General features: G+C 64.1%; 2 protein-coding genes and 1 pseudogene. All 3 read left to right on the top strand.

Annotation, left to right across the window (positions count from 1 at the left end; genetic code table 11):
- On the top strand, positions 1 to 1,857 hold a 1,857-nt coding region (locus tag ACTS2Z_RS09330; protein ID WP_442572941.1), incomplete at its 5' end, for a DNA translocase FtsK.
- Between the two features lie 116 nt (positions 1,858 to 1,973).
- Positions 1,974 to 2,759 carry an endonuclease III gene (gene nth, locus ACTS2Z_RS09325; RefSeq protein ID WP_442572940.1) on the top strand — a complete coding sequence of 262 codons (786 nt, stop codon included), beginning with the start codon at positions 1,974 to 1,976 and terminating at the stop codon, positions 2,757 to 2,759.
- Between the two features lie 145 nt (positions 2,760 to 2,904).
- A pseudogene (locus tag ACTS2Z_RS09320) lies at positions 2,905 to 6,135 on the top strand (hypothetical protein); the annotation flags it as partial.

Raw genomic sequence — 6,135 nt, 5'->3', positions numbered from 1 at the left:
TTCTGCTTTGGCCTCAACACCCATGACCTCAAGGCGGCGAGCGCGGCAGCCGTTACCGTCTGGCGCACGCTGAAAGCCTGGACGGACCGTCTGATGGACGAATTGCCCGCAAGCTGGCGGCGCGAGGAAGACCGGCCGATAGAGATTTCCGGCGATGCGCGCGCAGAGAATGCTCCGGCCATATTGCGCGGCGGACGCACCCCGGCACCGGGCGCGGCGACCCTTCGGCGCCAGACCGAAGGCGAGGCCCGTACGGCGCCCGACGTGAAGATCGCGCCCAAGGGCAAGCCGAAAACCTCCGACCGCGAAGCACGCGAGGCGCAGACGGCCCTGCCCTTCAGTTCCGGCTCGGACTTTGAAATGCCGCGCCTCGATCTTCTGGCCAAGGCCACGCCGCGCAAGGACATTGTCGATGCGGACGGGCTGCGCCAGAACGCCGAATTGCTGGCGGCTGTGCTGGGTGATTTCGGGGTGAAGGGCGAGATCGTCGAGGTCCGGCCCGGTCCCGTCGTGACGCTTTACGAGCTCGAACCGGCGCCGGGTGTGAAGACCAGCCGTGTCATCAACCTGGCCGATGATATTGCCCGATCCATGGCGGCGGTCGCCTGCCGCGTCGCGGTGGTTCCGGGCCGAAATGCCATCGGCATCGAACTGCCGAACACGACGCGCGAGACGGTTTTCCTGCGCACGCTTCTTTCGTCATCCGGATTTGAGAAGAACCGCGCCGAACTGCCGCTGGCCCTGGGCGAGACCATTGGCGGCGAACCCTTCACGGCCGACCTCTCGCGCATGCCGCACCTGCTGATTGCCGGTACCACCGGTTCGGGCAAGTCGGTCGGTATCAATGCCATGATCCTGTCCCTGCTCTACCGGCTGCCGCCGGAAGAGTGCCGGATGATCATGATTGACCCGAAAATGCTGGAATTGTCCGTTTATGACGGCATACCCCACCTCCTGTCGCCGGTCGTGACCGATCCGAAGAAGGCCGTCGCGGCGCTCAAATGGACCGTGCGGGAAATGGAAAGCCGGTATTTGCGCATGTCCAAGGTGGGCGTGCGCAACATGGCCGGCTTCAACGAGAAGGCCGCCGAGGCGCGCGAGGCCGGCGAGATGCTCAGCCGCACCGTGCAGACCGGCTTTGACCGGGAGACGGGCGAGCCGGTCTACGAGACCGAAACCATCGAACCGGTCCACATGCCCTATATCGTCGTGGTGATCGACGAGATGGCCGACCTGATGATGGTGGCCGGCAAGGAGATCGAAGGCGCAGTGCAGCGCCTCGCGCAGATGGCGCGGGCCGCAGGCATTCACGTCATCATGGCAACCCAGCGCCCGTCGGTCGATGTCATCACCGGCACGATCAAGGCCAACTTCCCGACCCGCATCTCCTACCAGGTCACCTCACGCATCGACAGCCGGACCATTCTGGGTGAGCAGGGCGCCGAACAGCTGCTAGGCCAGGGCGATCTCCTGCTCATGGCCGGGGGCGGACGCATCCGCCGGCTGCACGGGCCGTTCGTGTCTGACCGCGAGGTGGAAGAAGTTGCCAGTTTCCTCAAGAAGCAGCGCGCGCCGGAATATCTCGATGCGGTTACCGAAGATGTCGATGACGGCGATGATGGCGGATTTGGCGGCGCGGGCGGTGAAGGCGGCTCGGGCGATGATCTGTTCGACCAGGCCGTCGCCGTAGTCGCGCGCGACCGCAAGGCCTCTACCAGCTATATCCAGCGCCGTCTGCAGATCGGCTATAATCGCGCCGCCTCGCTGATCGAACGCATGGAAGACGAGGGCATGATCGGCCCGGCGGACCATTCGGGCAAGCGCGAGATCTTCCTGCCGGAGCGCGAGCGGGTTTAGGGGTGCTCCATTTGCACTCGTCATTCCAGAAGCGGCGAAGCCGCTATCTGGAACCCAGCTTGTTGTTAAAAGTGCTGGGTTCCGGGTGTCGCTACGCTCCCCCGGAATGACGAAGGATGAGCATTTCAGGTGTCCACGCCACCCCACCCTTGCCAGCCTTGCCCCCTCCCGCTAGCTCCATTGCCATGAGCGAAAAGCCCAGAAAGCCCCGCAAAGCCCCCCGTCCCCGCGCGATTCCGCGTGCCGATGCTGCTGCAATCTTCGAGACGCTGTCGCGCATCATGCCGGAGCCGAAGACGGAGCTGGACTACACAAACCCCTTCACGCTTGTCGTCGCCGTCGCCCTGTCGGCGCAGGCGACTGACGTCGGTGTGAACAAGGCGACCAAACGCCTGTTTGCCGAGGCCGATACGCCCGAGAAAATGCTCAGTCTGGGCGAGGACGGCGTGCGCGAGCACATCAAGACGATCGGGCTTTTCCGCAACAAGGCGAAGAATGTCATCGCGCTTTCGCGTATGATTATCGAGGAGTTTGGCGGGGAGGTGCCACAAACGCGAGACGAGCTCGTGCGCCTTCCCGGCGTCGGCCGCAAGACCGCCAACGTGGTTCTGAACGAAGCCTTCGGGCAGCATACGATAGCGGTGGATACCCACATTTTCCGTGTGTCGAACCGGACCCGGCTGGCACCTGGAAAAACTCCTGATCAGGTGGAGGAGGGGCTGGAGCGCATCACCCCGCCTGAATACCTCAAAGGTGCCCATCACTGGCTCATCCTGCACGGGCGCTATGTGTGCAAGGCGCGAAAGCCGGAATGCTGGCGCTGTGCGATTGCCGATCTGTGCCGGTTCAAGCCCAAGACCCCCTCTCCCGCAGACAAGGCAGCCGGAAAAGGCGCAGTTTGAGACGGTCAGTCAAGCGATAGCGCCGATTGCGAGACGGGCGTCCTAACGGGCGCAGCTCAGGCAGGGTTAATTTTTCTTCACCAAAGACCGGCAGGTGCGCCCGACGCGCCCTGCCACCTGAAAAGCTCTTGGTGGGGAGATTACCATGATCACGATGTTCAGCCCGCGGGCGGGTTCGCAATCGCATACGTGCATGCTTCGCGCACTTTCAGCCGGAGTCTCTGGCGGGGCGCTTGCCCTCGCTCTGGCGTCGACGATTGCTGTCGCGGCGCCGGTGCCTGCTGCTCTGGCGCAAGCCTTCACCTGCGCAGATGAAAACGATGATAACGCCAATGCTACCGCTACAGGAACCGACGCCTTCGCTTGCGGACCGGATACCGTCGCGTCTGGAGCGTATGCGCATGCCACAGGGCATGAAGCTCAAGCAATCGGCAATTATTCTTTCGCCAGCGGATATCAGGCCGAAGCCAGCGGCCTCCAGTCAATGGCGATCGGTGCTTCGACCAATGCCACTTCAGAAAACTCACTAGCCGTCGGATATGGTGCGAACACTCCGGGCGAAAACGGCACTTCGGTAGGGTCGTTTGCGCAAGCGATCTCCGAACGCTCTAGTAGCTTCGGCGCCAGTGCTTATTCCCAAGGCGAAGGTGCAACAGCGGTGGGTGCCAACGCTCTTGCCTTCAACCACGATGCCACCGCTATCGGATCCCGATCAGATGTACGCGGCTACGGTGCGACGGCTGTCGGCGCCAACAGTAACGCGTTAGCGGACTATACGGCCGCCTTTGGACACATGTCGGTGTCCAGCGGGCTGAATGGTGCTGCCTTTGGCGCCAACTCGCAGGCCCTTGGCGAAGGTTCGACTGCCCTTGGATACAACGCGCGCTCGGATGAAGAAGGTGGCCTTTCCATCGGTGCACTGGCCTGGTCGCAGAATGTCGGCGCGCTGGCGATAGGCGCGCAAAGCTCTGCGCGTGCAGACATGGCTATCGCCATCGGTTCGGGCGCGCAGGTCAGCGGAGACGGGGCCGTCGCGCTCGGTTCTGAAGCGGACGCATCCGGCATCGGTTCGGCTGCCCTCGGCCTGCAGGCTGAAGCACTGGGGCTGCAGAGCACGGCGCTGGGCGGCGGCTCCGAAGCCAATCTGGACTTCACGACAGCGGTTGGTTCGCAGGCGGTTGCTGATGCAGAGAACGCGTCAGCGTTCGGGATGGATGCGCGCGCTACGGCAGCCGGGTCGATGGCGCTTGGCCGCTCGTCGCGCGCTGGCGGCACCGATGCTGTGGCTGTCGGCAGGGCGGCGGATGCTGGCGGGCAGTTTGCGCTGGCGTTCGGCAATCAGGCCTCGGCTGCCGGCTTCAACGCGTTGGCGCTGGGTGCATCATCCAGCGCGACGCAGACCGGATCCATGGCTATCGGTCCGATTGCCCAGTCGACCGGGCTCAGCAGTATTGCGCTCGGCTTCAGTGCCAATGCCAGCGCCCTCAACGCACTGGCCCTTGGCCGTAGTGCGGCGGCAAGCGGTGATGAAGCCGTTTCGCTGGGCGCATCGGCCAATGCCGCCGGCGCGTTTGCTCTGGCCTTTGGTCGCGATGCCAGTGCCGCAAACTTCCAGTCGCTGGCTTTCGGGCGCGGCGCCTCTGTGACGGCGGACAATGCCGTTGCCATTGGTGCGTTCTCGCTCGCGACACAGGATAATACTGTCTCCTTCGGTGACATCACCTCGGAGCGCCGTCTGGTGAACATTGCCGACGGTGTGGCCGATACCGACGCGGCGACCGTGGGCCAGCTCAACGCCATTGCGGGGACCACGGCCTTCCTGTCGGTCGATGATACAGCCGCAAACGGCGCAGCTTTGGCGGCGGGCGAGAACGCGCTGGCGCTTGGTGCCGGCTCCAATGCGTCGGCCAATGACAGCATGGCGCTCGGTCGCAGTGCGGTCGCAGGCGGGCTCTTCTCGACGGCGCTCGGCAATCAGGCGAGTGCCAATGGCTTCAATGCCATTGCGCTGGGTTCTTCCACTGTGGCGAGTGGAACCGGTGCTCTCGCGTTCGGCGCGCTGGCACAATCGGCGGGCATCAGCAGCGTAGCCCTCGGCTTCCAGTCCAATGCGAGCGCGCTCAACGCTCTCGCCCTCGGCCGTAGCGCGACTGCCAGCCAGGACGATGCCATTGCGCTCGGGTCGCAGGCTTCAGCGTCCGCGCTCTTTGCGCTCGCGTTTGGCAACACTGCTAGCGTCACCGGCTTCCAGTCGATCGCCTTCGGGCGGGGCGCGTCCGCAACGGCGGACGGCGCCGTTGCCATTGGCGCGTTCTCGCTCGCGACACAGGATAATACTGTCTCCTTCGGCGACATCACGTCGGAACGCAGGCTTGTGAACATCGCTGACGGTATCAGCGACAGCGACGCGGTTACCGTCCGTCAGCTTAATGCAGTCGTCGCCGGTGGTGGCGGCGTGCCCTTTGATTTCACCTCACGCGGTCAGGAGATCGCCAGCTTCTTCGGGGCCGGGGCGAGCTATCTCGGCGGCAGTTTCCTGGCTCCGGTCTATGTGGTTCAGGGCAGCAATTTTAGGGATGTCGGCAGCGCGGTCGCAGCGCTCGACAACCAGGTCACGACCAATCGCAATGACATCGAGGCGCTCAAAACCGGTGGCACGCCGACACCGCCGGGCGGCGGCTCGGGCAGCGCGGAGGTTGACGCCTTGCGCCAGCAGATCGAAACCCTTCAGGCCCAGATGCAGGCCCAGATGGAAGCCCTGCAACAAGCCACAGCCCAGCTGAACCAGTTGCAGACAGGCGGCGTCCAGGGCGGCCAGACGGCGAGCAGCAATGATATCGCCATTGGTTCAGGCGCACAGGCAGGCGCCAGCAATCCGGAAGGGGCAGGCCTTGCCTCTGCGGGCGGTGCCAAGCCGTCCGATATCCGCACGGCGCAGGCTGGTTCTGGCTCTGTCGCAATCGGTACCAATGCGCAGGCGACACACGCCAACGCGGTTGCCATCGGATCGGGTGCTCAGACGACGCGGGACAATCAGGTTGTGCTGGGGACGTCCAGCAACACCTATACGCTGGCGGGCATTCACTCCTCTGCCAGCCGCGCGGCGCAGTCGGGCCAGACCTACATGGTCACGTCCGATGCGTCTGGAAATCTTGCCACCATGGACATCCAGCCCTGGTTTGACCGGGTGGATGGGCTTGAGGAATCGGTCCGGTCCCAGAACGATCTTCTGGAACGCCAGTCGGACGGTATCGCCATGGCCATGGCGCTGGGCGGCGCGACCATCTTGCAGCCGGGCCAGACCTTCGCCGTGTCTGCCAATTATGGCCATTTCGACAATTCAAGCGCGGTGGGCTTCGGCGCCATTGGCCGCCTC

The sequence above is a fragment of the Glycocaulis sp. genome (genome assembly GCF_052168375.1).
Taxonomy (GTDB): domain Bacteria; phylum Pseudomonadota; class Alphaproteobacteria; order Caulobacterales; family Maricaulaceae; genus Glycocaulis.
Note: the sequence above shows the minus strand (reverse complement) of the source record. Positions and strands in the feature narration are given on the sequence as shown.